This is a genomic window from Streptomyces aureus (assembly GCF_000725495.1).
Classification (GTDB): domain Bacteria; phylum Actinomycetota; class Actinomycetes; order Streptomycetales; family Streptomycetaceae; genus Streptomyces; species Streptomyces aureus_B.
The window spans coordinates 20498-47497 of sequence record NZ_JNZD01000024.1 but is presented as its reverse complement, the minus strand read 5'-3'; the positions used below and the strand labels follow the sequence as shown (position 1 = coordinate 47497).

At 73.9% G+C, this 27000-nt stretch carries 18 protein-coding genes; 12 read left to right on the top strand and 6 right to left on the bottom strand.

What is annotated here, in order from left to right:
* The first annotated feature begins 2 nt into the window (after positions 1 to 2).
* The 4 genes from IO36_RS26110 (at position 3) to IO36_RS26095 (ending at position 7438) form a co-directional block, all read left to right on the top strand.
* Positions 3 to 1145 carry an aldose epimerase family protein gene (locus IO36_RS26110; RefSeq protein WP_037623410.1) on the top strand — a complete coding sequence of 381 codons (1143 nt, stop codon included), beginning with the start codon at positions 3 to 5 and terminating at the stop codon, positions 1143 to 1145.
* 161 nt (positions 1146 to 1306) lie between these two features.
* Positions 1307 to 3016, top strand: coding sequence for a pyridoxal phosphate-dependent aminotransferase (locus IO36_RS26105; RefSeq protein WP_037623409.1), 1710 nt, complete (start codon positions 1307 to 1309; stop codon positions 3014 to 3016).
* Between the two features lie 451 nt (positions 3017 to 3467).
* A complete protein-coding gene (locus IO36_RS26100; protein ID WP_037623408.1) occupies positions 3468 to 4256 on the top strand; it encodes an intradiol ring-cleavage dioxygenase in 789 nt (262 codons plus the stop codon).
* Between the two features lie 209 nt (positions 4257 to 4465).
* Positions 4466 to 7438: a beta-galactosidase gene (locus IO36_RS26095; protein WP_037623407.1), complete on the top strand. Its 2973-nt coding sequence runs from the start codon at positions 4466 to 4468 to the stop codon at positions 7436 to 7438.
* Positions 7439 to 7477: 39 nt separating this feature from the next.
* Here the strand turns inward: IO36_RS26095 and IO36_RS26090 are convergent, their stop codons facing one another.
* From IO36_RS26090 to IO36_RS26080, 3 genes are read right to left on the bottom strand one after another with little or no spacing between them, the layout of a single operon-like run.
* A complete protein-coding gene (locus IO36_RS26090; RefSeq protein ID WP_037623406.1) occupies positions 7478 to 8980 on the bottom strand; it encodes an arabinosylfuranosidase ArfA in 1503 nt (500 codons plus the stop codon).
* A gap of 60 nt (positions 8981 to 9040) precedes the next feature.
* Positions 9041 to 9934 (bottom strand): SMP-30/gluconolactonase/LRE family protein, encoded by an 894-nt coding sequence (locus IO36_RS26085; RefSeq protein WP_037623405.1) that lies wholly within the window; start codon positions 9932 to 9934, stop codon positions 9041 to 9043.
* Complete coding sequence (locus IO36_RS26080; protein WP_037623404.1) at positions 9931 to 10704, bottom strand: IclR family transcriptional regulator; 774 nt, start codon at positions 10702 to 10704, stop codon at positions 9931 to 9933. Before IO36_RS26080 ends, IO36_RS26085 begins: the two co-directional genes overlap by 4 nt.
* Positions 10705 to 11066: 362 nt before the next feature.
* Between IO36_RS26080 and IO36_RS26075 the strand changes: the two genes are divergently transcribed.
* Positions 11067 to 11696, top strand: coding sequence for a hypothetical protein (locus tag IO36_RS26075; protein ID WP_051900958.1), 630 nt, complete (start codon positions 11067 to 11069; stop codon positions 11694 to 11696).
* Positions 11697 to 11750: 54 nt separating this feature from the next.
* Here IO36_RS26075 and IO36_RS26070 read toward each other — a convergent pair whose 3' ends face one another.
* On the bottom strand, positions 11751 to 12623 hold the full coding sequence (locus tag IO36_RS26070; RefSeq protein WP_037623403.1) for an ATP-grasp domain-containing protein: 873 nt from the start codon (positions 12621 to 12623) through the stop codon (positions 11751 to 11753).
* A gap of 235 nt (positions 12624 to 12858) precedes the next feature.
* Here IO36_RS26070 and IO36_RS26065 point away from each other — a divergent pair, with 235 nt between their 5' ends.
* Entirely contained in the window at positions 12859 to 13953 is a 1095-nt protein-coding gene (locus tag IO36_RS26065) for a MerR family transcriptional regulator (RefSeq protein WP_037623402.1), read from the top strand.
* A 22-nt stretch (positions 13954 to 13975) separates the two neighbouring features.
* Here IO36_RS26065 and IO36_RS26060 read toward each other — a convergent pair whose 3' ends face one another.
* A complete protein-coding gene (locus IO36_RS26060) occupies positions 13976 to 14632 on the bottom strand; it encodes a toxin-antitoxin system, toxin component (protein WP_425535550.1) in 657 nt (218 codons plus the stop codon).
* Between the two features lie 299 nt (positions 14633 to 14931).
* Here IO36_RS26060 and IO36_RS26055 point away from each other — a divergent pair, with 299 nt between their 5' ends.
* Complete coding sequence (locus IO36_RS26055) at positions 14932 to 16428, top strand: acyl-CoA synthetase (protein ID WP_037623401.1); 1497 nt, start codon at positions 14932 to 14934, stop codon at positions 16426 to 16428.
* Positions 16421 to 17812, top strand: a complete 1392-nt coding sequence (locus tag IO36_RS26050; RefSeq protein WP_037623400.1) for a carboxyl transferase domain-containing protein — start codon at positions 16421 to 16423, stop codon at positions 17810 to 17812. The genes IO36_RS26055 and IO36_RS26050 overlap by 8 nt, the downstream gene beginning before the upstream one ends.
* Before the next feature lie 171 nt (positions 17813 to 17983).
* Here the strand turns inward: IO36_RS26050 and IO36_RS26045 are convergent, their stop codons facing one another.
* Positions 17984 to 21631, bottom strand: coding sequence for a S8 family serine peptidase (locus tag IO36_RS26045; protein WP_037623399.1), 3648 nt, complete (start codon positions 21629 to 21631; stop codon positions 17984 to 17986).
* Between the two features lie 413 nt (positions 21632 to 22044).
* On the opposite strand from IO36_RS26045, the gene IO36_RS26040 reads away from it, so the two are divergent.
* From IO36_RS26040 to IO36_RS26025, 4 genes are all read left to right on the top strand, one after another.
* A complete protein-coding gene (locus IO36_RS26040; RefSeq protein WP_037623398.1) occupies positions 22045 to 23082 on the top strand; it encodes a rod shape-determining protein in 1038 nt (345 codons plus the stop codon).
* Between the two features lie 20 nt (positions 23083 to 23102).
* Positions 23103 to 24665 carry a GAF domain-containing protein gene (locus IO36_RS26035; protein ID WP_037623397.1) on the top strand — a complete coding sequence of 521 codons (1563 nt, stop codon included), beginning with the start codon at positions 23103 to 23105 and terminating at the stop codon, positions 24663 to 24665.
* Between the two features lie 364 nt (positions 24666 to 25029).
* Positions 25030 to 26199, top strand: a complete 1170-nt coding sequence (locus IO36_RS26030; protein ID WP_037623396.1) for a hypothetical protein — start codon at positions 25030 to 25032, stop codon at positions 26197 to 26199.
* Between the two features lie 364 nt (positions 26200 to 26563).
* Positions 26564 to 26800, top strand: a complete 237-nt coding sequence (locus IO36_RS26025; protein ID WP_037623395.1) for a hypothetical protein — start codon at positions 26564 to 26566, stop codon at positions 26798 to 26800.
* The last annotated feature ends 200 nt before the right edge of the window (positions 26801 to 27000 follow it).

Genomic DNA, 27000 nt, shown 5'->3' with positions numbered 1-27000 from the left:
AAATGGAAACGAGCAGACGTACGGTCATCGCAGCGGCGGCAGCGGGATTAACCGCGGCCACCATCGGCACGGCGCACGCATCGGGCGGAAAGAAGCCCGTGAGGGAGCTCTTCGGCAAGCTCGCCGACGGGACCAAGGTCCACCGGTGGTCGCTGGAGAACGGCGGCACACGGCTCAAGGTCCTGTCGTACGGCGGAATCGTCCAGTCCCTGGAGATCCCCGACCGGCACGGCAGGTACGAGAACGTCTCCCTGGGCTTCGACAACATCGAGGACTACGTCGCGAAGACGCCGTACTTCGGTGCCCTCATCGGCCGGTACGGCAACCGCATAGCCAAGGGGCAGTTCACCCTCGACGGCACGAGCCACCAGCTCTCCGTCAACGACGGCGTCAACAGCCTGCACGGCGGCGCCAAGGGCTTCGACAAGCGCGTCTGGGACGTGGAGGGCTTCGCCTCCGGTTCCGACGTCGGGCTCGTCCTGCACTACACCAGCATCGACGGCGAGATGGGCTACCCCGGCACCCTCCGGGCCAAGGTCACCTACACGCTGACCCGGCACGGCGACTGGCGCATCGACTACGAGGCCACCACCGACAAGGCCACCGTCGTCAACCTCACCAGCCATGTGTACTGGAACCTCGCCGGTGAGGGCAGCGGTTCGATCTACGACCACGAACTCCAGATCGCCGCCTCCCGCTACACCCCCGTCGACTCGGGCCTGATCCCCACCGGGGAACTGGCTGAGGTCGCCGGCACCCCCTTCGACTTCCGCCGGTCCAAGACCGTCGGCCGGGACATCCGGGTCGCCCACCAGCAGCTCCTGTACGGCAAGGGCATCGACCACAACTGGGTCCTCGACAAGGGCATCACGACACGGCCCGAGCATGTCGCCACCCTGCGCGACCCGTCCTCCGGGCGCAGCCTGAGGATCGCGTCCAACGAGCCGGGCCTGCAGTTCTACTCGGGCAACTTCCTGGACGGCACCCTGGTCGGCACCGGCGGCCACATCTACCGGCAGGGCGACGCCCTGTGCCTGGAGACCCAGCACTTCCCGGACTCCCCGAACCATCCGTCGTTCCCCTCGACGGTGCTGCGGCCGGGGCAGACCTACCGGACCAGCACGGTCCACTCGTTCGGTGCGTGACGAAACCTCACAGCCGGTTCACAAAGTCCGCACGACCTCACAACGATTGAACAGCGCCACCTCCGTATCCGTATGAGAGGGCGGCCCGTGCTCCCCCGCGCGGGCCACCCAAAGAACGGGGGCCCGTCCTCCCCAGCGGGCTCGCCCTATACGGAGGTTCCATGGCCGGCAATGTCACCTCGCTCTTTCGCGGCACCGCGGCGCACAGCCCGTCGATGGCCGCACTGACGCGGGAGGGCGACGGAGCCGGACCGGTCGACTTCTGCATACCCTGCAACCCGTACTTCCCGACCCCCGCGATGTTCGACGAACTCGCGGGCCGGCTGCGGGAGATCATCACCTACTACCCGAGCAGCGCCGACACGATCACCAGCGAGCTGTGCTCGCTGCTCCAGCTCCCGCCGCAGTGCGTCGCGATGGGCAACGGCTCGACCGAGCTCATCACCTGGATCGACCATCTGCTGGTCCGTGAGTCCCTCGCCATCCCCGTCCCCACGTTCGGCCGCTGGACCGACCAGCCGATGGAGACCGGCAAGCGGGTCGACATGTTCCCGCTCCAGGAGTCCAACGGCTTCGCCCTCGACCTCGCCGCCTACGCCAAGTTCATCCGCTCGCGCGGCACCAAGGTCGCGGTCATCTGCAACCCGAACAACCCCGACGGCGGCTTCCTGCCGCGCCAGTCGGTCATCCAGTTCATGGACGCGATGGCCGACCTGGACCTGATCGTCATCGACGAGTCCTTCCTGGAGTTCGCCGACGCCGAGTCGGAGCCCAGCGTGGTCGAGGACGCGGTCATGAGACCCAACGTCATCGTGCTGCGCAGCCTCGGCAAGAACTTCGGCCTGCACGGCATCCGCTTCGGCTACATGGTCGCCAACCCCTCGCTGGCCGGCAAGGTCCGCTCGATGCTGCCGAAGTGGAACCTCAACTCCTTCGCGGAGACCGTGGTGTTCATGCTCAAGAACCACGGCAAGGAGTACATGGAGAGCCTGCACATGGTCCGCCGCGACCGGCTCGACATGGCCCGCCAGCTCTCCGCGCTGCCCGGTCTGACGATCTACCCCTCGCAGGGCAACTTCCTGTTCGTACGTCTCCCCGTCGGCGCCGAGGGCACCGTGGTCCGGGACCGGCTGCTCACCGAGCACCGCATCCTGGTCCGCGAGTGCGGCAACAAGGTCGGTTCGTCCAGCCGCTTCCTGAGACTCGTGGTGCGTCCGCAGACGGATGTGCGCCGCCTGGTGTCCGGCCTGGAACAGGTGCTCTACGGGTCCAAGAAGGGAACGCCCGTACCCGAGCTGAGCAACGGGGCCGGCGGCTACGGCTCCGGAACGGCCATGGTGGACCGCCTCGTCGGCTCGACCAACGGCGCGGGCATGCAGGGGCTGGCCGCGCAGGCGAACGCCTGGCCCGGACAGCCCGCCCCGGCGCCCCAGCCGGTGGCCGCCGCCGCACCGCAGCCCAGCCTGCCCTCCGTTCCGCCGCAGCCGCGTCCCGCCGCCGCCTCGCCCTACCCGGCCCAGCAGCCCGCCCCGGCCCCGGTCTACACCGCCCCGCAGCAGCCCGCGGCGGCCCAGGCCTACCCCGCCTCCGGGCCTGTCGGCTGGCCGGCCGCGGCCCAGGGCCCCGGTGCGATGCCGGCCCAGGCGCCGCCCGCGGCCATGCAGGCCCCGGCCGCCTCGCCCGGTCTCCAGCCGGCCGCCCAGACCGGCATGCCCGGCATGGCCGGCGCCGCCTCCATGGGCGCGCAGGGCGGCCTGACGGCGGCCCAGGTCCGCGGCAGGACTCAGCCGGAACCTCCGCCACCCCAGACGTCGAGCAACGGCGGCGGCTGGGGCGCGGTCGGCGCCATGCTGTACAACCAGGCCGGCTAGACCTGCCGGACCCTTCGCGTCGCCGCCCGCCGGCCAGACGCGAATGCCGGACGGGCACCGGGCCTCACACACCACCGGGCGGATTCCCGTCCGGTCGGGCCTCCCCACGGGCCGGGCGGAAACCCCGCGCGGCCGGTCTCCCCACGGACCGGCCGCCGGGGGCCGCCCACGTTCCACGGCGCGGGCCGCGGCAGCGGTATCCGCGCCCGGCGCCCGAGAACCCCTTCTTCCCGGCGCGCCCCGCGCCGGACCCCACGGCGGAGCGCCGGGCGGACCGAGCCGCCGGCGTCTCCGCCGTTTCCCGTCCCCCCGCGGCCTCGTCCCGTGCGGCCGAACGCCGTGCAACGCGCGGCCGGACGCCGGGCAAGGTGTCCAACAACGAGCTTGACGGGCCGTCACTTTGCGGAACTGACAGCCTACCGACAGCATCCCTCCCTACGGTGCCGTGTTCATGACAGACACCCCCACGAACGACACGTCGGAAGCCCCCGTCGGGCGCCGGACCGTCCTCATCGCCACCGGCGCCTCGGCCGCGGCCCTGGCCGTGGCCGCCGCGGCCCCCGTCGCCCCGTCCCCCTCCCCCGCACCCGCCGCCGACCTGGCCGGCGCGGCCCCCGCCGCGGCGGCCGTCTGCACCCTCACCAAGGAGATGACCGAAGGCCCCTACTACCTCGACGGCCAGCTCGTCCGCGCCGACGTCACCGAGGGCAAGGCGGGCGCCCCCCTCAAGCTCGCCCTCACCGTCGTCGACTCCGCCTGCTCACCGCTGAGCAACGCCCTCGTGGAGATCTGGCACTGCGACGCGCTCGGCGAGTACTCGGGATACGTCGGCAACAACGGCCACAGCGAGCCGGACGACGGCACGTTCCTGCGCGGCGGCGTGCTGACCAACGCCTCCGGCGTCGCGAACCTCACCAGCATCTATCCCGGCTGGTACCGGGGCCGCTGCGTGCACATCCACGTCAAGGTGCACACCGGCGTCACCCTCACCTCCGACGGCTCCTTCACCGGCGGCCAGGAGATCCACACCGGCCAGCTGTTCTTCAACGAGACGATCACCACGGCGATGGCCAAGGTGTCCCCGTACTCCACGAACAAGGTCACCCGCACCACCCTGTCCCAGGACTCCATCTACGACGGCGGAGGCGCCTCCTCGGGCCTGCTGACCCTCACGGCCCTGGGCAGCACCGCCGCCTCCGGCTACACCGGCACGCTCACGCTCGGCGTCCGGACGAGCTGACCCGTCCCTCCCCCCACCAAGACCCGGGGGCGGTCCGCGACCCGCGGGCCGCCCCCGGCCGCGCCCATACCGCGTAATCCCCCGCGCCGGGACCGTCGTACGGCCGTCGAACGACCTGCTCCTGTGGACAATGGCCGCAACCTTCCCCCGGATCCCGGGCTCGGACCGGACGGGGGAGGCCCCCGTCGCCGTCCCCCGGGAGAACCCGCATGGTGTTGAGCAGACGTTCCTTCAGCGCACTCGCCGGTACCGCCGCCCTCGGCCTCTCGCTCGGCGGCAGCGGGAGCGACGAGGCCTGCGCGGCCGGAAGGACGGCCCTCGCACCCACCGGACCCGCGCCCGCCCCGCCCTCCGCCGACGGCCGCCGGCACACCGTCGGCTTCGACCGCTACTCGATGCTGATCGACGGCAGGCGTCTGGTGGTCTGGTCGGGCGAGTTCCACCCGTTCCGGCTGCCGAGCCCCTCCCTGTGGCGGGACGTCCTGCAGAAGATGCGCGCCCACGGCTACAACGCGGTCAGCATCTACGTCGCCTGGAACTACCACTCCCCCGCCCCCGGCCGGCACGACTTCACCGGGATCCGCGACCTCGACCTGTTCCTGCGGACCGCCGCCGAGACCGGGCTGTACGTCATCCTGCGCCCCGGTCCCTACATCAACGCCGAGGTCGACGCGGGCGGCTTCCCCGGCTGGCTGACGGCGACCCCGGGGGTGGCCCGCACCGCCGACCCCACCTATCTGAAGCACGTCGACCGGTGGCTGACCGCCGTCGACCGGATCGCCGCCCGGCACCTCTACACCGACGGCGGCGGCACGATCGTCCTGTACCAGCTGGAGAACGAGTACGACAACCATGTGACCGAGCCCGCGGGCCGGGACTACATGGCGCACCTGTACGCCAAGGTGCGCTCCGACGGCATCGACGTCCCCCTCTTCCACAACGACAAAGGAAGGAACGGCCACTGGGCCCCCGGCACCTTCGACACGGGCGGCGAGCGCGGGCGTTACCTGTACGGCTTCGACGGCTATCCCTCGCCCTTCAAGACCCCGCCGGACTGGGGGCACTTCGGACCCGGCGGCCTCAAGGGCGGCTCGACCGCGAGCCCCGACACCCCCGGTTTCATCCCCGAGTTCGGCGGCGGCTGGTTCGACCCCTGGGGCGGGGCCGAGTTCGACGGCCTCGGCTACGCGGAGTCCCGCCGCACCCGGGACGCGGCCTACGAACGGCGCTTCTACCTCACCAACCTCGCCAACGGCATCACCGTCCACAACGTCTACATGACGTTCGGCGGCACCTCCTGGGGCTGGCTGCCCGCGCCGATCGTCTACACCTCGTACGACTACGGGGCCGCCATCGACGAGGCGCGGCAGCCGACCGACAAGCTCGTCCCGATGCGGCAGATCGGCCGGCTGCTGGAGTCAGTGCCGGACCTGGCGAAGCTCGACCCCGTCGAACCCCGGCCGGGGGACGGCACGGCGGCGGGACCCGGGATCAGGGCCTACCACCTGGTCAACCCGGACACGAAGGCGCGCTTCCAGGTGCTGCGCAACGACACGCCCGCCGAGGCCGTCGCCGCCGTGTCGTTCGGCACGGAGAGCGCCGAGGTGACGGTGCCCGGCCTCGACGCCCGGCTGCTCGCCGCCGGGATCGCGCTGGGGCGGCGGAGGCTGCGCTGGTCCACCGCCCAGCCGATGCTGTGGCTGACCGCGGGACGGCAGGACATCGCCGTCCTCACGGGCCGGGCGGGCGAAGCGACCCGCACCTGTCTGGAGGCCGCGAGCGAGCCGAGGGTCACCGTGCTGGACGGGGAAGCGGCGCACGGCTACGAGGACGGTGTGCTGCGGATCGACGCCGTGCTCGGCGGCGTCACCCGGGTCCGGGTGGAGGACGGCGGGGTCGCGGCCCCGCTGCTGCTGCTGTTCGCCGACGACGAGAGCTCCCGGCTGCTGTGGCGCCACGACACCCCCTCGGGGCCGGTCCTGGTGCGCGGCCCGGCGCTGCTGCGCACGGCCGCCCTGCACGGCACCACCGCGCGCCTCACCGGGGACACGGTCCGGGCGGCGGACCTGGAGGTGTGGGGACCGCGGGGGCTCGACCGACTCGTCTGGAACGGTGTCTCGCTGACATCCCGTGCCACCGCCTCCGGGAGCCTGCTGGCCGGGCGGCGGCTGCCCGGCGCGGCCCCGGTGCGGCTGCCCGCCCTGACCGGCTGGCGGCGGGCCGAGGGGAATCCCGAGGCGGCCGCCGACCACGACGACACCGCCTGGCGGGTCACCGACCTGACGTCCTCGTACAGCGTCACCCCGGTGCCCGCCGGACAGCCCGTGCTGTTCGCCGACGACTACGGCTTCCACTACGGGGACGTCTGGTACCGGGGGCACTTCGCGGACGCGGGCGGCGCCGACTCGGTGTCCCTGTCGTACGTCGCCGGCACCCAGGGGCTGCTGATGGCCTGGCTGGACGGCGAGCCGCTGGGCACCCACCGGATGCCGGTGCCGGACAAGAAGACCGTGCGCAAGGGGACCTGGGCGGCCACGGCCACCTTCCCCGTCCGGCCGCGGGAGCGGCGCTCCCACGTGCTGTCCGTGCTGGTCCGGCCCATGCAGCGGGACGAGGACGGCCGGGCCGACGACACGCACAAGGCGGCCCGGGGTCTGACGGCCGCCACCTTCACCGGGGCCGCTCCGGCCGTCCGCTGGCGCATCCAGGGCTCGGCGGCCCCCGACCCGGTGCGCGGGCCGCTCAACACCGGTGGTCTGCACGGGGAACGGCACGGCTGGCATCTGCCGGGCTTCGCGGACGGGGGCTGGAAGCCTGCCGCGTTCCCGCGCACCGAGCGGCGCCAGGGCGTCACCTGGTACCGCACCGGCTTCCGGCTCGCGGTGGACGGCGGGACGGACGCGTCGATCGGGCTCACCCTGACGGACGATCCGTCGCGCGCCTATCGCGTCCAGATCTTCCTGAACGGCTGGAACATGGGCCAGTACATCAACGACGTCGGCCCGCAGCACACGTTCGTCCTGCCCAACGGGGTGCTGCGCACCCGCGGGCACAACACGCTGGCCCTCGCGGTGCTGTCCGACGGGACCACGCCGTCGGGACCCGGGCGGGTGGAACTGACGCTGCTGGGCAGCGCGGCCGGAGGAGTACCGGTGACCCCGGTGCCCTCCCCCGGCCCCTAGGTCGTGTCCCCTTCACCCGGGGAGCGGGACGGTCCGGGCCTACGCCAGCCGGATCATGTTCCAGGACAGCGGCTCCAGGACGGCGCCGAGCGTGCCGTCCCGGAGCGTGGTCCCCTCGACCGGGTGCGGGGTGACCCGCTCCGGATCGTCCCGGCTGTTGACCGCGTCCGGGTCGGCGTCGGCGAGCGCGCTGTGCCCGACGACCCGCGTCAGGCCCGTCCGCCCGAGGGCGACCTCCAGCGGCAGGGCCTCGGTCCGGCTGCGGTTGACGGCGAAGACGGTCACCGAGCCGTCCTCGGCGCGCACCGCGGTGGCGTGCAGCAGGTCCGCCTCGCCGTACCTGCCCGTCGTGTACGCCGGCGAGTCCACCCGGACGTCGAGGACGTACCCGCGTCCGTACCGGGAGGTCTGGGCGAAGGGGTGGAACGTCGTCTGCCGCCAGGCCGGGCCGCCCGGTTCGGTCATGATGGGCGCGATGACGTTGACGAGCTGGGCGAGGCAGGCGACGGCCACCCGGTCCGCGTGCCGCAGCAGCGCGATGAGGAGCGAGCCGAGGACGACCGCGTCCGTGACGGTGTAGACGTCCTCCAGCAGCCGGGGGGCCTCCTGCCAGTCCTCGACCGGGTGGGGGTTGGGCCGGCGCTGGTACCAGACGTTCCACTCGTCGAAGGAGAGGCTGATCCTCTTCGGGGACTTCAGCCGGGCGCCCACGTGGTCACAGGTCGCGACCACGTTCTCGATGAACGACTCCATGTCGACGGCGGAGGCGAGGAACGAGTCCCGGTCGCCGTCGGTCTCCTCGTAGTAGGCGTGCAGCGAGATGTGGTCGACCAGGTCGTAGGTGTGCTCCAGGACCGTCGCCTCCCACGCGGCGAAGGTCGCCATGCCCTGCCCGGAGGAGCCGCAGGCCACGAGTTCGAGGCCGGGCTCGATCTGCCGCATCGCGCGGGCGGTCTCGGCGGCGAGCCGGCCGTACTCCTCGGCGGTCTTGTGGCCGGTCTGCCAGGGGCCGTCCATCTCGTTGCCGAGGCACCACAGCCGGATGCCGAAGGGGTCCTTGTCGCCGTGCGCGATCCGCAGGTCGGAACGGGCGGTGCCGAAAGGGTGGTTGGCGTACTCCTGGAGGGCCAGGGCCTCGGCGACCCCGCGCGTGCCGAGGTTGACGGCCATCATGGGCTCGGCCCCCGGGCCGATCCTGCGTACGAAGCCGATGAACTCGGCGAGCCCGAAGCGGTTGGTCTCGGTGGAGCGCCAGGCGGGGTCCAGCCTGCGGGGCCGTTCCTCGGCGGGGCCCACCGAGTCCTCCCAGGCGTATCCGGAGACGAAGTTGCCGCCGGGGTAGCGCACGGCCGTGACACCGAGTTCACGGACGAGGTCCAGCACGTCGGTGCGCAGCCCCTCCGCGTCGGCGGAGGGGTGGCCCGGCTCGAAGACGCCGGTGTAGACGCAGCGGCCGAGGTGCTCGACGAAGGAACCGAAGAGACGGGGGTCGACCTCCCCGACGGTGAAGGCGGGGTCGAGGACGAAGCGTGCTGTGCGCATGGTGTCCTTTCGCAGTGCCGGGTGGGACGTCGACCGGGCCGGACCTGCCACGCGCCCCCGCTATCCGGCGAACTCCGGCTGCGCCAGGCCCTTGCCCGCGTCCGGGACGACGAGCAGGGAGCCGGACATCGGGTGCGGTGCCGACAGGCCCGTACGGGCGGTGGTGATGTACAGGTCGGTGAGGCCGGCGCCGCCGAACGCGCAGGCGGTGGGGCGGCGGACGGGCAGTTCGAGCACCCGGTCCAGGGCGCCGTCCGGCGTGTAGCGGTGGACCGCTCCGCCGTCCCAGAGCGCCACCCAGACGCCGCCCTCGGCGTCCACCGTCAGACCGTCGGGGAAACCGTTCTCCACGGTGGCGAACGGGCGCCTGGCGACGGGCAGGCCGTCGTCACCGACGTCGAACACGTCGACGCGTCGGGTCGGCGAGTCGATGTAGTAGACCCGGCGTCCGTCGGGGCTCCAGCCCGTGCCGTTGCTGACGCTCACGTCGTCGAGGAGCACCCGGACCGTGCCGTCGGGGGCGATCCGCGACAGCGTGCCCCCGCCCGGTGTCTCGTCGTAGCGCATGGTGCCGCACCACAGCGAGCCGTCGGGCGCGACGGCCGCGTCGTTGGCGCGCCGGCCCGGTACGGGCTCCCGGTGCAGCCAGCGGAACGGACCGGCGGCGGGCGCGGACGCGGCCGCCTCTCCCTCGGGAGACCCCTCGGACCCGGCCGGTCCGTAGAGGCCCACGCCGTCACGGAGGTTGACGACCAGTCCGCCGCCGACGCGTGGCTTGACCGCGCCCACGTGCTGCTCGGTGGCCGTCACCGTGCGGCGGCCGGAGACGGGGTCGTAGGTGTGGATCCGGGAGCCGAGGATGTCGACCCACAGGAGCCGCCCGGCCCGGGCGTCCCAGGTGGGGCCCTCGCCGAGCGCCGCGTGCGCGGGGGCCGCGACCTCGACGGCGCTCACCGCGCGTTCCGGTGGCCGAGCCGCTCGGACAGCTCCGCGGCGCCCTTCACCGCGAGCTGCTCCAGCTCGCCGCGGCGCTCGTCGCTCCAGCGGATCATCGGCACGGAGATCGACAGCGCGGCGACGACCTGTCCGGCACGGTCGCGGACGGGGGCCGCGACACAGCTGACGTCCGGGTTGGACTCACGGCTCTCGACGGCGATCCCGCGACGGCGGATCTCGGCGAGGGCCTCGCGCAGGGCGGCCGGGTCGGTGATGCTGTTGGGGGTCATCGCCGAGAGCTCGGCGTCGTCCGGGACGCGCGAGGTCAGCTCCGGCTCGGAGAGGGAGGCGAGCAGCATCTTGCCCACGGAGGTGCAGTGCGCGGGCAGGCGCCGGCCGGCCGCCGACACCATGCGCACGGCGTGCGTGGAGTCGACCTTCGCGATGTAGATGACGTCGGTGCCCTCGAGGATCGCCACGTGCACGGTCTCGTCGCAGGTCTCGGCGACGGAACGGGCGACCTGCTGGCCCTCGGCGGCGAGGTCGAGCTGCTCGGCGTAGCGGCTGCCGAGCTGGTACGGGCGCACGCCGAGCCGGTAGCGTCCCGGCTGGCCGGGCACCTGCACGATGTACGACCGGGCGGCGAGCGTGGTCACCAGTTCGTGCACGGTCGTGCGCGGGAGCTGGAGCCTGCGCACGATGTCGGGGGCGGAGAGAGTCCCGTCCCCGTCGAGAAAGAGCTCCAGTATGTCCAGAGCCCGGGTCACGGCAGGTACGAGGCGTCCCACAGCCGGCCCCCTCCCTTTTGTTCGAAATTTCAACAGACGATCGGGATGACGAACACAGGCTAGTCATTCGCCCTGGGGCGGGCAATGGTTTGCGGGGCCCGTGCCGACCGACCTCCGCGTCGCCGTACGCCGGGCCGCGCCCAGGAGGGGACGAACGCCTCATGCCGGACCGCCGAGACGGCCCTCACGGCTCCGGAGGCACCGCCGCCCGCGGCTCCGGAGGCACCGCCGGCCGACGCCCGCCGGTCCGCCCGCGGCTCCGGAAGCGCCGACGGCCGACGCCCGCCGGTCCACCCACCCGCCGGTCGGTCCGTCCGCCCGTCCTCCCTTCCGCCCGCCCGGCGAGGGCCCCGTGCGCGACCATGGACCCCATGCCGGCCAAACGCCCCGCCGCCCCGTTCACCCCGCTCGACTTCCAGCTGGTGCTGCTGCGCCGCATGGCCGACCACAACCCGGGCCTGGTCGAGGACGCCCGGCACGGACTGGGGGTGTCGGTCGCGGACATGCGCGAGGCGAACCGGCGCTGGCAGGCGATGCTGCACTCCCCGCGCGCACGCTCCGCCGCCTCGCGCTACCGCTCGGTCCTCGGCGCCCCCGAGTCGGCGAGCGAGCGCCGGATCGGCGATCTGACCTGCGAGGCGCTGCGATGGCCGGTGCCGCTGTGGCCCGGTCTGCGCTTCGAGGTCCTGCTCGCCCCGAACGGCGTCGTCTGGAACGAGTGGCTCGTACGGGCCCCGGGGGCCGCCGCGCCCGTGCTGGAGACGCTGGAGGACCTGGTCCCCTGGTCCTGCACGGTCGACGAGACCGCCCGCGCCTTCGCCCCCGCCCGGCCCCTGGAGGGCACGGCCCCGACCCGTTGGGGCCTGGCGTTCACGGCACCGGACGCGGCGGGCGTCCCCCACGCGTGCGCGGCGGAGTTCACCTGGGGGCTGCTGCAACGGGTCGGCGTGAAGGGACCCGTGACCGACCAGGCCGAGGGCCCCGGCCGGTGACGAACACGCCCGGGCCCCGGCCGGTAGCCGACCTCGGCACCACGTGCGGCTACCTCAGTCGTCGGCCGCCTCGATGATCCGGTTCACGACGGCCGGGAGCGATGCCGGGTGGAGCCACAGGAACAGGTTCGGCTCGACCAGCTCCAGCTCCATCACCCGGGGCCCGTCGTCGCCGTCGACCAGGTCGACCCGGGCGTAGAGCACCTGCTCCGCGCCGCCCGGGACGGCGGCCAGCGCCTTCTCCGCCACGGCCAGTTCGGCCGCGGACGGCTCCCAGACCTCCAGCCGCGGGTGGGGCGTCTTGTCCCCGTCGTAGGGCGTTCCGGGCTCCAGGACGGCCCCCTTGCGGCTGGCGTGCAGCAGCCGGCCGCCGAAGAACTGGAGCGCCCGCTCGCCCCGGGTGTCGACGGCCGTCACATACGGCTGGACCATCGCGGTCAGTCCCTCGGCGTGCATCCGCGCGAGCTGCCGCAGTGCCGTCTCCCGCTCCCCCTGCGTGTACCGCGCGGCGTACCGCGCCCCGGCGCCCGCGGTGGGCTTCACCACGAACTCGTGCTCGCCGGGCAGTTCGACCGGGTCCCCCGGCGCGAGATACCGGGTCGGTACGACCGGCACCCCCGCGTCCGCCAGGTCGCCGAGGTAGCGCTTGTCCGTGTTCCAGCGCACGACCGGCGCCGGATTCATCAGCCGGGTGAGCTCCGCGCAGCGCTCGGCCCACGCCACGAACTCCGCCACGCGCAGGCTGTAGTCCCAGGTCGACCGGATCAGCGCGAGGTCGTAGCCTGCCCAGTCGGCCCCGGGATCGTCCCAGTGCACGATCTCGGCGAAGGCCCCGGCGGTCTCCAGGGCCTTCCTCAGCACCGGCAGGTCCCGGTCCGCGCCGGGCTCCTCGCCCGGGTCGTAGGTGACGAGCGCGATACGGGCCACGACGGACTCCCTCCTCGTACGGCGCCGGCGCGCGGCACCGGGGGTCCGGCCCCGGACGCACCCCGCTGGTGCGCCGTCGCCGGACAGCCCGCCGCAGGCTAACAACCGGGAGGCGCTGCCCGGCGGGGGCCGCTCTTGACCTTCACCGAGGGGCAGGGCCCAGCATCGAGGACACGACGAGGAACGGGAACCAGGAGCGGGTGCAGCCTGGTCGGGAGAACTACAGGGTGGACGTGTGGACATGCTGACGATCGGGGCCTTCGCGAAGGCCTCCCGGCTGTCGCCCAAGGCGCTGCGGCTCTACGACGAGCTGGACCTGCTGCGTCCCGCCCGGGTGGACCCCGACACCGGATACCGCTACTACGCGGCCGGCCAGCTCGAGCAGGCCCGGCTGGTGGCGTGGCTGCGGCGGCTCGGCATGCCGCTCGCCCGGATCCGGCAGGTGTGCGCCCTGGAACCGGGCCCGGCCGCGCGGGAGATCGGCGCGTACTGGGCCGGGGTCGAGGCCGAGACGGCCGCCCGCCGTGATCTGGCCGCGTTCCTCGTGGACCATCTGTCACCGTCCCGAGAGAAGGACACCCGCATGCTGGAACTCCGTTATTCCGCCCTGTCCGACACCGGTCTGGTCCGTGCGGCGAACCAGGACAGCGTCCACGCGGGGGCCCGTGTCCTCGCCGTCGCCGACGGCTGCGGGCCGGGCGGGGCGCCCGCGAGCACGGCGGCGGTGGGGGCGCTCGCCTTCCTGGACGACGAGCCGCTGCCGGCCGGGGGCGTCCTGAACCTGCTGGAGGACGCCGTGGACGGCGCGGCACGGGCCGTGCTGGACCTGGCACAGGACCCCGGCACGGCGGGGGTGGACGCGACCGGCAGCACGCTCACCGCCCTGGTGTGGACGGGCTCGCAGCTCGCGCTCGTCCACATCGGGGACTCGCGGGCCTATGTGCTCCGCGAGGGCGGGCTGTTCCGGATCACCCACGACCACACGGTGGTCCAGTCGATGATCGACGAGGGGCGTCTGACCCCCGAGGAGGCGGCGACGCATCCGCAGCGCTCCCTGCTGCTCAAGGCGCTGGGTACCGCCGCCCCGGTGGCGGATCTGCGGCTGCACGACGTGCGGCCGGGCGACCGCTATCTGCTCTGCTCGGACGGTCTGTCCACCGTCGTGCCCGACGAGGGGATCGAGCGGCTCCTCGCCGCCGCCCCCGACCCCGACGCGGCCGTCCGCTCCCTGGTCGCCGCCGCGAACGACGCCGGCGGGCCGGACAACGTCAGCTGCGTGGTCGCGGACGTGATCGAGACGGCCGGTCGGGCCGGGCTCCGGTTCGCCTAGCCGGTCACCGGCGGGCCGGGGGTCACCGGTGCGGGGGCCGGTCCTGGGGTCTGCGGTAGCCGAGCGAGGTCTCGATGGCGCGGCCGACCGGGTCGACGGCGGCGGCGTCGCCGGGGCCGGTCACCCAGGAGCGGAAGACACTGGCCAGCTGGAGTCCGAAGGCCTCGGCCCGTGCCTCGTCCGCCTGCCGCGACCCGTCACGGGCGGCGACGGCGCGGGCGACCTCCTGCCGCGGCGGCACCCCGGGCCCGGGACCGCTCCAGCCGGAACGTTCCGACAGGGCCGCACGCGCGACGGCCGTCGCACCGTCCACGTGGTGGTCGCGGTGGCCTTCGCGCATGTGCCACAACTCATGTCCGAGGATGACGAGTTGCTGAACGGTCTCGGCGCGCTCCTCGACGACGACGAGGTCGAAGTCGCCGAACTCCATCCACAGACCGGTGACTTCGAGCTCGTCCGGGAAGCGTTCGAAACGGAGCTGCACCGGACGTCCGCCGCGGAGCCGGCTCATCTCCTCGCACAGCGCCCCGGCCAACTCCCGCACGTCGACAGGCGTATCGATCCTTCTGCGCAGGACCCGGCCGAGCTCCGCCGCCAGCGCCCGCATCTCGGAGCGGGTGCCCCGCGGACGCAGCGCCGCCATGAGCCTTCCGACGGAACCGGACGGCCTCATCGTCATCGCTCCGCCTCCTCGCCGTCAGGCAGGACCTCGGGAAGGTGCGGCGGGGACTCACTCACCAAAGGTCTCCCGGCAGTTGACTCATCAAGTTGTGACGCGAGCCCGACACTACGTGTCCGGGTCCGTCCACGCCACGGTTCCCGAACGATCGTTCCCGGTTTCCGGACGATCCTTACGCCGCCTGCGCTCCCCCTCCACCTCCTCGGCCCGATCGCGCGGCCGACCCGCCGGTCCCCGAGGCCGATCGTGTAGGAAGAACGTGTCCCTCCCGGTGAAGTCCCCTCGGCAAGGAGTCCTCGATGTTCTCCCTCTTCCCGGCCCTGGTGAGCGGTTCGGTCGCGGACCGCTCCGCGCTCCGCTTCGGCGACCGGTCCCTGACGTACGCGGAACTGGCCGTCTCGGCGGGAGCGCTGGCCGGTCGGCTCGACGGCGCCGGGAGGGTCGCCGTCTGGGCGACGCCGACCCTGGAGACGGCCGTGGCCGTCGTCGCCGCGCTGCTCGCCGGGGTCCCGGCCGTACCGCTGAACCCGAGGTCCGGGGAGACGGAACTCGGCCACATCGTGGGCGACAGCGCCCCCACCCTGGTGCTCGCGGCCCCCGGCGACGCGCTTCCCGCCGCGCTCGGCGCGCTGGACCGGATCGACGTCGACGTGCGGGCGGAAGCGGTGTCGGCGGGGCCGGACGCGGAGCCCGGCCCGGTCCTCGATCCCGGCGCGCCCGCCCTGGTCGTCTACACCTCCGGCACCACCGGTCCGCCCAAGGGCGCGGTCGTGCCGCGCCGGGCGATCGCCGCGACCCTGGACGCGCTGGCCGACGCCTGGCGATGGACCGGTGACGACGTGCTGGTGCACGCCCTGCCGCTGTTCCATGTGCACGGGCTGATCATCGGCATCCTGGGCCCGCTGCGGCGCGGGGGCTCCGTACGCCATCTGGGCCGGTTCGGCGCCGAGGGCGTGGCGCGCGAGCTGGACGCCGGGGCGACGATGCTGTTCGGGGTGCCGACGATGTACCACCGGCTCGCGGAGGCGCTCGGCGAGGACCCGGGGCTCGCCAAGGCGCTGGGCCGGGCGCGGCTGCTGGTGTCGGGCTCCGCCGCGCTGCCGCTGCACGACCACGAGCGGATCACGGCGGCGACCGGACGCGGGGTCGTCGAGCGGTACGGCATGACGGAGACGCTGATGAACACGAGCGTACGGGCGGACGGTCCGCCCCGGCCCGGCACGGTCGGGGTGCCGCTGCCCGGCGTCGGACTGCGCCTCGTCGAGGACGACGGGACCGCGATCGCCTGGTACGAGGCCGACGGCACCCCGGCCGGGGCGCACGACGGCGAGAGCGTCGGCGAGATCCAGGTGCGCGGGCCGAACCTGTTCACCGAGTACCTGAACCGGCCCGACGCCACGGCCGCCGCGTTCACCGCCGACGGCTGGTTCCGCACCGGGGACATGGCGGTCCTCGACCCCGACGGCTCGGTCCGTATCGTCGGCCGCAGGGCCACCGACCTGATCAAGAGCGGCGGATACAAGATCGGCGCGGGTGAGATCGAGAACGCGCTGCTCGAACACCCCGGGGTGCGGGAGGCCGCCGTCGCCGGGGAGGCCGACGCCGACCTCGGCGAGCGCGTCGCGGCCTGGATCGTCCCGGCCGATCCCGGGGCGCCGCCGTCCGCCGAGGAGCTGGCCGACCATGTGGCCGGCAGTCTCGCCCCGCACAAGCGGCCCCGCACCGTGCGCTTCGTGGCGGCGCTGCCCCGCAACGACATGGGCAAGATCCTCAAGCGGGAGCTGCCGCGTGACTGAGCGCATCTCGGCCCGCGAGGCCATCGCCCTGATCACCGACAGCTTCGCCGAACTCCCCGCTCCCGCGGGGGACTTCCCGCCCGACGGTCCGCTTGCCTGGGCCGGGTACGACGACGCGCGGGCGCGCGCCGCGGCCCGTACCGGCGAGGAGGAGTCCGTCGTCTGCGGGACCGCGACCTTCGGGACGGCGAGTTTCGGCACGACGACCGACGGCCGGCCCCCGCTCGGCCCGGTCACCGCCGTCCTCGTCGCCTTCGAGTTCGGCTTCCTCGGCGGCTCCCTCGGCCGGCGCACGGGCGACCGGCTGGAGGCGGCCTACGACCACGCCCGCACGCACCGGCTGCCCGTCGTCTCCCTCGTCTCCACGGGCGGCAGCCGGATGCAGGAGGGCATGCTCGCGCTGACCCAGCTCCAGCGGGTGGCCCGGCAGTCGGCGCTCACCCGGGAGGCCGGGCTCGCGCAGATCGCGGTCCTGCGGGACCCGACGACCGGAGGCGGCTGGGCCACCCTCGGCGCGGGCGCCGATGTGACCCTGGCCCTGCCGGGCGCCCAGGTCGGCTTCGCGGGCTCGCGGGTCCGCCCGCCGGACGCGGACCCGGCCGCTTACACCGCCGAGGCGCAGCTGGCGGCGGGCTCGGTCGACGCCCTCGTGCAGAGAGACGAACTGCGGGAGACGCTCGCCCTGTGGCTGGACCTGCTCACGCATCCGGCCGCCGGACCCGCGCCGGTCCCGGCCGCGCTGGGCGGGGCGGGGGACCTGCCCGCGACCGGCTGGGACGCGGTGCGGCGGGCCAGGGCCGGGGAGCGCCCGCGCGCCGAGGACTATCTGGACGCCTGCTTCACCCGGCGGGCCGCGATCGGCGGGGACCGCTGCGGCGGCAGGGACGACGGCGTGCTGTGCGGCTTCGGCCGGACGCACGACGGCGGGACCGTCGCCTACGCGGCCCAGCGCGGGACGGCGACCCGTCCCGCCGGATACCGCACGGCCGCCCGGCTGATAAGGATGGCGGGACGGCTCGGCATCCCGGTCCTGACGCTGGTGGACACCCCGGGCGCGGCGAACGACGCGGACGCCGAGCGGGAGGGGGCCGGGCCCGCGATCGCGGACCTGTTCGCGGCGGTCGCCGGTGCCCGGACGCCCGTCACCACGCTGGTGATCGGCGAGGGCGGCTCGGGCGGGGCGCTGGCCCTGGCCGCTCCCGGCAACACCTGGGCCACGCCGGACAGCTACTTCTCGGTCATCGCGCCGGAGTCGGCGGCCGCGATCCTCAAACGGCCCGCCGAGGAGGTGCGGTCCACCGCGGACCAGCTCCGGCTCCGGCCGCAGGACCTGCTGGACCTGGAAGTGATCCGGGGCATCTCGCCGCACCGCCCCGGAGGCTGAACGACCGGACGGGCGGCCGCCTCCCCGCTCCCCGGAGGAGGCGACCGCCCGCCGTCACGGGGGCCACGCGGTGGCCCCCCTTCCCCGGGCCGCCGCCGCGCGGGCGGCGGGCCGGAGGCAGGGACCGGACGGCGGGCTCCCGCCCCGGGCGGCCCGCCGTCCGGCGACCGGTCACCGCACGCCCACCGCCCGGACGGTCTCCTGACGGACCGAGCCTCCCCGGTCGTCGTGGGCGGAGGCCCGCAGCGAGACGAACGCGGCGCCGCGCGGGACGTCCAGGGTGCCCTTCCAGCGGGCCGTGCCGACGCGGGTCAGCGGGACCGTCTTCCAGGTGGCGCCGTCGTCGTAGGACACCTCGAGCCGTCCGCCGCCGAGGGTGCCGGTGTCCGTCGCGCCCTTCACGTACTCGGCGTGGATGCCCACCGCCACCCGGCCGCCGCGCACGTTCCCCGCGAGGTCGGTGTCGACGTCGTACCCGAGGTTGACGAGCGGCAGGAAGGTCCAGTGGTCGTCGGGGGTGGCCGCCGAGCGGACGGTCCACTCGGTGTGGCCCTTCGTGGCGAGCCGCCAGCGCCCGGGGTCGAGGGCCGTGTCCGTGACGACCTTGTAGGTGTGCTCGTCGGCGGGGGCGTCCCAGACGTATCCGGCGGAGCCCTGCCGCCGGGCGAGCAGGACACCGTCCTGGTGGACCTCCGTGAACTGGGTCATCCCGCTGTCCTCGCTCCACACGTCCCCGAAGCCGGTGTGGTCGGGCCCCGAGTCGCCCCAGCCGGGGGTGTTGAACTGGATCTGGTTGCCCGCCCGTTGCTGGCCCCAGCCGAGTCCGGTGCCGAGCCAGGGGTGCCAGACGGGCTTGAACCAGTCGAGGGTGTCGCGGGTGCCGCCCCGGTAGGCGACCAGGCCGCTGCGCTCCTCCAGCGCGCCCGTCCCGACATTCACGGACCCCATCCAGGTCTGTCCGGTGCCGGTGGAGACGTAGTCGGTGCGCTCGGCCGGGTAGTCGATCCGCTCCTGGAAGCCGAGGCCGATGGGGAAGGGGTCGGCGATGGAGTAGCGGAACTCGCTGCCCGAGACGGACTCGACCGCGTGGAACTTCGTTTTCAGCACGGCCAGTTCACCGTGACCGGGATCGTAGGCGAGGGTCCGGTTCGGGACGGCTCCCTTGTAGCCGTGTGAAAGGTCGTACACGTACGGCGAGTTGCGGGTGCCGGTCATGTCGACGGTCTTCTTCGCGCGCAGCCGTGCCGCGTCCGCCGCGTCGACGGTGGCGACCTGGAGCGGCCGGTCCTCGTAGGCGTCGGTGCCGAACCAGGCGTTGAGGCGGCCCGGCGAGTCGTCGGTGACGAACAGTGCCTTGGCGCCGGCGTCCTGGGCGGCCTGGGCGAGCTCGGTCGGCGGGACTCCGTCGGTGAGCTTCGCGAGCACGGCCTTGCCGCTCACCCCGGTGAACGGTCCGCTTCCGACGTCGACCAGGGGCAGCCGGGTGCGGCCCTCGGTCAGCGTGGTTCCGGGCTGGACGACCGTCTCCTCGACACCCGCGACCTCCAGGAGCGGCTTTCCGAGCCGCCACACGGTCCGGTAGGCGAAGGTGCCCTCGGTGACCTTCCGGGTCGGGGCGGCGAAGACGCTGTCGTACTTGACGGGCAGCTGGACCGCGTCGAACAGGTCGGAGCCGCCGCCGGCGCGGTCGTACTCCATGATCAGTTGCCGGGTCTCGGTGCGCCGGTCGACCTTGGCGGTGATCTCCCGCAACCCTCGTGCGTCCAGGGTGACTTCGCGGTCCTGGTCGAGTGTGATCCCGGGTGCGGCGAGGAAGCCGAGGCCGAGGGAGTCGGCGCCGTGGCTGCCGCGCACGTCGAGGAACGAGGTGAGGCTGTACGTTCCGGGGCGCAGCCGCAGCTTCAGCGTGCCGGAGTCGTCGACGGACGTCGGGTACGGGTCGACGTCCTTCGCGAGCTGCTGCACGACGAGGTAGGCCGCGCTCGGGCCGCCGTCCCGGTCCTTCACATGGACGGTGAGCGTGTACCGCTCCTCCTCCTTGACCAGCCCGAACGCGGTGTGCGCGACGGGGGTGCCGTCCACCGACGCCACGATCCGCCCCGAGGTCTGGCCCACCGGCGCGTTCGTGCCGTCGCCGGTGAGCGTGGTGGACGCGGTGTCGTGCGCGGGCACCGTGAGCGTGGTGTCGGCGAGGGTGGCGACACCCTCGCCGGCCCCCTCCACGGCAAGCGTCAACTCGACCGCTGTGTCGGAGGAGTTGGAGTAGGTGATCGTCTTGGTGACCGGCTTGTCGTCGTCGTAGGGCCAGCCGACGAAGCCGAGGTCGACGCTGCCGGTGGCGGTGACCTTCGCGTCGACCGCGTCCGGGACGCTCACCCGGCCGGCGCCCAGCGTGTAGACGGAGGCGTCGAGTTGCCGGGACGTCGACATCAGCGCGTCCTTGAGCCGGGCACCCGTCCAGTCGGGGTGCTCCTGGGCGAGCAGCGCGGCCACACCCGCGACGTGCGGCGTCGCCATCGACGTACCGCTCATGGAGGTGTAGTAGCCGCTGCCGTCGACGAGCTGGGAGCGGGCGGCGAGGATGTCGACGCCCGGCGCCGCGAGGTCGGGCTTGAGCGCGTTGTCGCCGTAGCGGGGACCGGCGCTGGTGAAGTAGGCGGCCTCGTCGGAGGAGTCGACCGCGCCGACGGTCAGGGCGGAGTCGGCGGCGCCGGGCGAGCCGATGGAGGAGGGGGCGCCGGTGTTGCCGGCGGCGACGACGAAGAGGGCGCCGGTCTCCTTCGAGAGCGTGTCCAGGGCCACGGCCATGGGGTCGGTGCCGTCGCTGGGCTCGGTCGAACCGAGGCTCATCGAGATCACCTTGGCGTGCACGTCGCGCGCGGCCCACTCCATGCCGGCGATGATCCCTGACTCGCTGCCCGAACCCTGGTCACTGAGCACCTTGCCGACGGCGAGCACGGCCTCGGGCGCGACACCCTTCTCCTTGCCGTCGGAGGCGGCGCCGGTGCCGCCCACGGTGGAGGTGACGTGGGTGCCGTGCCCGTTGCGGTCGGCGACGTCCTCCCCGTCGACGAAGCTCCTGGTCTGCGCGACCCGGCCGGCCAGGTCGGGGTGGCTCGTGTCGACGCCGGTGTCGAGCACGGCGACGGTCACGCCCTTGCCGGTGAGCCCGTCCTCCCATGCCCTCGGGGTGCCGATCTGCTCGTTGCTCTCGGCCATGTCGGCCTTGACGCGCCCGTCGAGCCAGACCTTGCCGATCCCCGTCGTCCCGGTCATCCCCCGGGTCATCGCCTTCCAGAAGGTCCGTCCCTTGTCGGCGTCGAGGGCCGCGCCCCGGATGCTCGGCAGCGACCGCGTCCGCTCGGCCCCGCCGGGGACCGTCGCGCGGGCCTTCGGGTCGTACGTCACGATCAGCGGAAGCTCACCGGTCTGCTGGTCGGTGAGCCCCTGCCGTATCAGCTCGCTCACGTCGAACAGCCGCCGGTCGAGGGTGCCGGCCTCGAGATACGGCAGTGCCTCGTCGGGTACGACGGTGACGGTCCCGTTGGCGACCTGGGTGCGCACGGCGCCGGTGGCCCCTCGGGGGCGTACGACGGAAACGGTCTTCTTCCCGCCGCCGACGTCGGTGACGGTCACCTTGTCACCGGTCACGAGGGTGACGGTGCGGGAGGCGACGGCGTCCTTCGCCGCGGCCGGGGCGGCCACGGTGTTCGCGCTGCTGCCCGCGGGGAGCGCGCCGGCCCGGCCCGCGGGCAGCAGCGCGAACACGAGCCCGGCCGACAGCAGCGCCGCCGGTCGTGTCAGTGGTCCTCTGGTCATTCAGGCCTCTCTTCGTCGGCCGTGCGCGTGCCGGGCAGGGGGTGGTGTCCGGTACTGGCGAAGAGTGTCGGGGGGCCGGCGGGGCCAAAGCGCCGACCGGGCCTGGCGGGAAGGCGCCCTGGCGGCTTCCCGCCAGGACATGCCGGTAGGAGCCACAGAAACCGGGACACCCTCAAGTGGCCCGCGCGGCCGCGTCGTTGCCCCGGGAGACGGGCGAGCGCCCCAGGAGCCGGAGTCGCCGCGACGGCGGCCGTCCGGCGACGCGGCCGGACCGGACACGGCCGCACCACCCGTCCGGCGGTGCCTCACCCGGCCGTCCAAAAGGGGCGCCCGGCGCTTCGCGCGCTCAGGATGGTCGGAGAGGACCGCCGCCCGGCGGAGCCCCACGGTCTGCGCACTCGGGAGGACCTGCCATGACCGCCAGTCTGGAGCAGCTGCGCCGCTGCCACTTCGCCGTCGACCTGGGCGCGGCGAGGACCCGAGTGTGGGTGCGGGGCGCGGGCCTGGTCGTCGACCAGCCGAGTGTCGCGGCGATCAACACGAAGACGGGCGCGCTGATCGCCGTCGGGGACTTCGCCGAGCGGATGACGGGCCGTACGCCCGACTACATCCGCGTGGTGCGCCCGGTCTCCGGCGGCACCGTCGTCGACATCGACATGGCGCAGCGGATGCTGCGCAACCTGCTGGGCGACAAGGTCCGGCGCACGCTGCGCCGCAAGCCCCGGCTGCGGGCGGCGGCCTGCACCCCGCACGACGCGGACCCGCTGGCGCAGCGCGCCACCATCGAGACGCTGGTGGGGCTGGGGGCACGGCGGGTCGAGCTGGTGGACACGCTCATCGCGGCGGCGGTGGGCTGCGGACTGCCCGTCGAGCGGCCCGAAGCCACCATGATCATGGTGTGCGGGGCCGCCGCGACCCAGCTCGCCGTGCTGTCGCTGGGCTCGATCGTCACCGCCGAGCGCATCCCGGTCGGCGGTGAGGCCGTCGACCACGCGATCGTGCAGCACCTGCGCCACCAGCACGAACTGATGCTGCCGAGCCAGGCCGTACGGCCGCTGCAACTCGCGCTGTCCGGGAACGGGCTGACCCCGCACGGACCGGCCCTGACCGAGATCCACGGGCGGGACGTGGCGACCGGCCTCGCGCGGTCCGTGAAGGTCGACACCGCCGCCGTGCGCATGGCGATCGAGACCCCGCTGACCGCCGTGCTGGACGGGGTCGGCAAGGTGCTGCGGTCCTGCCCGCCCGATCTGGTGGCCGACGTCGCCGACCGCGGGATCATGATGGTCGGCGGCAGCGCGCTGCTTCCCGGGCTCGACCAGATGCTCCGTCAGGCGACCGGGGTGCCCGTCCACATCGCCGAGCGCCCGGACGTCTGCGCCGTGCAGGGACTCGGCTACATGCTGGAGGGCAAGATCGCGCCGATCATCCTGAACCCGCTGGCCCGCTGACGGGCCCGCGGACCGGCGCGATGACCGACCCCGTGCCCGGTCTCACGCCTCTCCTCGAGGCGGTCCTCAGCGTCGGCACGGAACTCGAACTCCGGGCGACCCTCCAGCGGATCGTGGACGCCGCCGCCGAGCTGACCGGGGCCCGCTACGCGACGCTGGCGATGCGGGACCCGGCGCGGGACGGGCTGGTACGGATCCGCACGGCGGGCCCGCCCGTCACGGGGGCCTCCCCGGCCGGGCGGGGGACGGCCACGGCGAACGGGCCGGAGACCGGAACGCCGCCCGGACCCGAGGCCGACATCTGTCTGGACGTTCCCATCCGGGTCGACGACGAGGTGTTCGGCAACCTCTGCCTCGCGGACAAGGCCTGCGGGCCCGTGACCCTGGAGGACGAGCAGCTGGTGCGGCTGCTCGCCGAGCAGGCCGGGATCGCGATCGGCAACGCCCGGCTGTACGAGACGGCCCGGCAGCGGGAGCGCTGGATCGAGGGCGCCTCCGCCGTCACCACCACCCTCCTCAGCGGCGGGACCGGTGCCGACGCGCTGACGACGGTGGCCGAACGCGCCCGGATCCTCGCGGGAGCCGCGGCGGGGATCATCCTCGAACCCACGGACGAGGGCGGCATGCGGGTCGTCGTCGCCTCCACCCCCGGGGATCCCGCCGGGATCGTGGGCACCACCGTCTCGCCCGGCAGCCCCCTGCTCGGACAACTCCTCGGCGGAGAGCCGGTGTTCGTCGAGGACGCGGCGACCGACCCGAGGATCACGGTTCCCGCGCGGTCCCGTTTCGGGCCGAGCATGATGCTGCCCCTCCAGACCGAGGGGCGGCTCATCGGCACGCTGGTCCTGCCCCGCGGACGCGGCGACCGCCCGTACACGGAGGTCGAACGCCTGCTGGCCGGCCAGTTCGCCTCGCAGGCCGCGCTCGCCCTGGTCCTCGCCGACGCCCGGCACAGCCGTGAACTCCTCGCGGTGTACGAGGACCGCGACCGGATCGCCCGCGACCTGCACGATCTCGTCGTACAGCGTCTCTTCGCGACCGGCATGATGCTGGAGTCCACCCAGCGCAGGAACGCCGCGCACGCGAACGGCGGGAGCGGGAACGGCAGGAGCGGGGACGCCGGGACCGGGGACGCCGGGAACGAAGACGGCGGGACCGGGGACGCCGGGGCCGAGGAGGTGTCCGCGGCCCTCGGCCGGGCGGTCGACGAACTGGAGGCCACGGTCCAGGAGGTGCGCACCGCGATCTTCGCGCTCCAGCAGCCGCCGGCCGACGCGCCCACCACGTTCCGCGGCCGGGTGCTGCGCGAGACGGCCGGTGCGGCGGCGGTCCTCGGCGTCCGGCCGTCCACCCGGTTCGCCGGGCCGGTGGACAACACGATCACGGACCAGGTGGCCGGCCGGCTGATCGCCGTGCTGCGGCGCGCGCTGGCCGCCGCCTCGCGGCGCCCGGGGGTGTCACGGATCGAGGTCGTCGTCGACGCGACGGTGGCCCTGCCCGACGGCCGGCCCGGGGTCCGGCTGACCGTCCACGACGACGGCCCCCCGGACGGTACGGACGTCACCTGGGAGTCGGCCCTGTAGCGGACGACGGCGACGGCACCCGGGTTCGGGCCCGACGGGCGCCGGGGCCGACGGGCGCCGGGGCCGACGCACGGTCGGCCGACGGGCGGGCGGCGGGCGGCGGGCGGTCGGCCGTCGGGCGGCAGGCGGCGGGCGTCGGGCGGCAGGCGGCGGGCGGGCGTCGGGCGGCAGGCGGGCGGGCGGGCGGGCGGCGGGCAGTCGGCCGTCGGGCGGCAGGCGGCGGTCGGTCGGGCGGCGGTCGGTTGGGCGGGCGGCGGGCGGGTTCGTACAACCGTCGGAGGGCAGGAGAGGTCTCATGCCGGGGATGACGTTCCCCGGCCGTTCGCCCGTACGTGCCCGCCGCTTCACTCCGAGGGATTCCCCCATGCTCCGGACCGCTTCCGACCGCCGCCCGCGCAGGACCGCATCGAGGGTGACCGCCGCCGCGACCGGTGTCGTCGGCCTCCTGGCGCTGGCCGTCGCGCCCGCCTCCGCCGACGGCGCCCCCGCTCTGGCGCTCGGTCCGCTGCCCTCGGTCGACGCGCTGAAGCCCGGCGGAAGCTTCGAGGTGCCCGGCACGTTCGCGAACCAGGGCACCGCGGACCTCGACAAGGTCTACCTGTCCTACTCCGTCACCCGCGGACTGGCCCACCGGGAACTGCCGTCCAACTGCGTCCGCTACGAGGTCACCGCCTTCGACGAGGCTCCCGGTCACTCGGACGCGGTGTGCGAGTTCGACCAGAAGGTGAGGGCCGGTTCCGTCTACGCGCCCGAGAAGCCGCTGAAGGTGAACGTCCTCGGCCACGCGCTGTACGACACTCTCCGCGTGTCGGTGTCCATGACCGACTCCGGCGGCGAGGACGGCACCAAGGAGACCGTGCGGGGTACCGGCCCCGCCGTCAGGCTGACCGAGCTGCCCTCGGACACCCCGGTCGGCGAGGCCGATCCGGAGCACCTGGACTGGGACGGGGCCACCGTGCCGGTCACCGCGGACAGCTCCGCCGACTTCCGGCTGACGGGCGCCCGGGTGGCGGGCCGCGTCGGGGACACGGTCGCGATGAACGCGAAGTTCACCAACGCGGGTCCGGCGTGGGTGTACTCGCGCAAGATGATTCCGGTGAGCCGGGTCCTGATCAGGATGCCCGCCGGTACGACGGTGACCAAGCCGGCCCCCAACTGCACCAAGGTGGCAGCCGGCAGCTACCGCTGCGGCTTCGGCAACTTCTGGGTCGAGGAGAACAGCGTCTTCACCTACGCGTTCACCCTGCGGATCGACAAGGCCGTTCCCGGGGCCAGGGGTTCGGTGGCGCTCGACGCGACCGCGCATCCCTACGACCCGGACAGGAAGAACGACACGGCGGCGATCCTCCTCGACGTCGACGGCGCCGGCCTCTCGACGGGCGGCACCGGCTCCACGGGCGGCACCGGTTCGACGGACGGCGGGGGGCTCGCGAGCACCGGCTCCGCCCTCCCCCTCGTGGGAGCGGCGGCCGCGGTCCTCGCCGCCGGAGCGGGCGCGTTCCTCGTCGTACGGCGCCGCGCGACCCGGGACTGACGGCCGGACCGCACCCCCTCAGGACACGACACGGCCCGCCCGGCGTCCTGCCCGGCGGGCCGCACTGCTGCGGCGGGGGTACGTCAGTAGGGCAGCAGGCGCCCCGACGGCGTCCTGCGGTCGATCGGCATCTCGCGCGGAGCGGCGGGCCGGCGGTTGACGCGAATCCGGACCTGACGGTTCATGACCCCTCCTCATGACGGTTGAGACCGGCGTCCTCGTCGACGCGCATAGACGCATGGTGCCCACGGATGAACCCCTCCTACCCTCCGAACAGGATGTTCCGTCACCGGCCGGGGCGCGCGGGCAACGCGCCCCGCGGCGGTCCGCGCCCCCCGGTCCCGTCCGTGGTCACCTGGAACGCATGAACAGCAGACACGGCGAGCGCGTCACGCAGTGGTGGGAAGCCCTGGATCCCTCGGTACGCAAGGCACTCCTGGATCTCCGTCTGGTGGAGGGCGACAGACTGCCCGAGGAGTACGTGCGGGGCCTCAAGGAACACGGCATCCACCCCGTCCAGTGGGAGGAGCCGGAGGCCGGGCACCTCGTGCCCGGGGAACTGGTGGAGTTCCTCGACGGGAAGCGGGCCACGGGCACCTGACGATCCGACACGGGGACGGCGCGGTCCGCCCACCGCGCCGGGCCGCGCCGCCCCGTCCGGGCCACCCCCGTCCCCGGGCCACCCGTCCCCGGGCAGCCCCTTTCCCCGGGCCGCCCCCTCCTCGGGCCACCCCCGTCCGGGCCCCCTTCCGGGTCACCCCTGTCCGAGCCGCCCCCCTCTGTGTCCCACGACCGTCCCAG